This is a genomic window from Methylobacterium trifolii (genome assembly GCF_022179685.1).
In the GTDB taxonomy this organism is placed as follows: domain Bacteria; phylum Pseudomonadota; class Alphaproteobacteria; order Rhizobiales; family Beijerinckiaceae; genus Methylobacterium; species Methylobacterium trifolii.
Genome location: NZ_BPRB01000358.1, coordinates 1 through 2,252 on the forward strand (window position 1 = coordinate 1; position 2,252 = coordinate 2,252).

General features: G+C 66.7%; 1 protein-coding gene. It reads left to right on the forward strand.

The annotated features are described in order from the left end of the window. Positions 1-239 precede the first annotated feature (239 nt). Positions 240-2,252: FG-GAP-like repeat-containing protein (locus COGEMETH_RS24365; protein ID WP_238185256.1), on the forward strand; the 2,013-nt coding region annotated here is incomplete at its 3' end.

Here is a 2,252-nt window from a genome sequence, read left to right on the forward strand (position 1 = left end):
GTTCATAACACGCTCTAGCAATCTATGGTCTATGTCGTCGTGGAAAACGATGTGTCCCGGCCACGATTGGCGGTTCGAAGATTCATCTGAGCGAAACGCAAAGTCTGAAATCCAAGGGTTGCGCTGCCCGAGAGCCGTGGATTTCAGGTCCGACAGGTCATGTCGCAGGGTGCGGATCGGATAGTCGGCATGTGCCGGCTGTTCGCGCGGGCTCTGTCTCGTCGATGCAGGGAGGGGACATGAGCGCAAGCAGCCGGAACCACCGCACCAGCTATCTCGTCCCCGAGCCGGACGATGACGGCGGGATGATCCGCCCCGATCCGGTCCTGCCGGGTACGGAGCCCACCACGACCGCGCCCGGAGACGACGCAGGCCCCGTCAGCCCGACCTTCGCGCAGGAAGTCTCCTACGTGAACGCGCTGAACCCGGACGGGACGGCGACGAGCACCTCCTACTGGGGATCGACCGGTCGCACCGCCAACAAGTGGGGTCCCTCGACCGCGGGCACCGGCGCGACCATCAGCTATTTCTTCGATAGCACTTCGGCCTTCACGGCGACCGAGCAGACCACGGTCCTGCGCGCCTTCGCGATGTGGTCGTCGGTCGCCAACGTCACGTTCACCGCAGCCGGCTCGAGCGCGGCCGCCAACGTCCTGCTCCAGCGCGGCAGCGACGGCCGCGCCTACGAGACCGGCGCGACCTCGACCGCCAGCGGCGCCACCCTCGGCAGCCATACGGACCAGGCCCGGATCTCGATCGACACCAGCGGCGCCGGCTTCGACCTTTCCGGCAACCTCAACACGGTGGGCGGCTACGGCCAGTCCACCATCATCCACGAGGTCGGCCACCTGCTCGGCCTCGGGCACGAGGGTCCCTACAACGGCAACGTCAATCCGGCGACGCAGCAATACAGCGCCTACGACGAGCGGATGTGGACGCTCATGTCCTACATCTACTGGCGCAACTCCGGCACCGCCCAGTACGGCGGAAGCTACCCGGTCACCGGCACCAACTGGGGCGTGTCGCCGGACGGTTACTACCGCTCGGCGCCCCACACGGTGATGCAGGGCGACATCCTGGCGATCCAGCAGCTCTACGGGGCGGCGCCCTCCAGCCAGACGCAGTTCACCGGCGGGCAGGTGTTCGGGTTCAATTCGAACGTCACCGGTCTCCTGAGCGGCCTGTACGATTTCAGCAACAACACCGCGCCGGTGGTGACGCTCTACGACCAGGGCACCAACAACACCCTCGACCTGTCCGGTTTCTCGCAGGGCGCCACCGTGAACCTGACCGCGGGCGCCTTCAGCAGCGCGAGCGGCCTGACCAACAACATCGCGATCGCCCAGGGCACCGTGATCGAGACCGCCATCGGCGGCGCGGGCAACGACCGGCTCACCGGCAACAGTGCCAACAACACGCTGACCGGCAACGGCGGCAACGACACGATCGACGGCGGCGCGGGCATCGACACCGCGACCTTCAACGTCGCCCGCTCGGCGGCCACGATCGCCCGCACCGGCAACGGCACCTACACGGTGGCGGCCTCCGGCTTCACCGACACGCTGACCTCGATCGAGCGCCTGCGTTTCACCGACAGGACCGTGAACCTCGCCGGGACCGTCGCCGACGACCTGAACGGGGACGGCACGTCGGACCTTCTGCTGCAATCGGGCGGCTCCGTGCGCAACTGGACGATCAGCAACACGGCTGTTGCCAACAACACCCTGATCACGAATGGCGCCACCGGCTTCACGGTGCGCGGCACGGGTGACTTTAACGGCGACGGTACAGCCGACATCCTGCTCCAGAACGGCGGCACCGTCGTCGACTGGATCATGGGCAACGGCCAGTACCAGTCCGGCAACAACATCACCGATGGGGCCGCCGGCTACACCATCCGTGCCATCGGCGACTTCGACGGCGACGGCACCGACGACATCGTCCTGCAGAACGGTTCGAGCGTGGTCGAATGGACGATGCGGAACGGCCGCTACCAATCCGGGCGCCTGCTGGGCGATGCCGGCGGCTTCACGGTGGTCGGCGCGGGCGATTTCAACGGGGACGGCACCGACGATCTCGTCCTGCAGTCCGGCGGCACCATCATCACGTGGCAGTTGGTGAACGGTGCCTACCAGTCCGGCCGCGTCATTACGAATGGCGCCACCGGCTACACCGTTGTCGGCACCGGCGACTTCAACGGGGACCGCACGGACGACATGCTGCTGCAGAACAACGGGACCGTCGTGGACTGG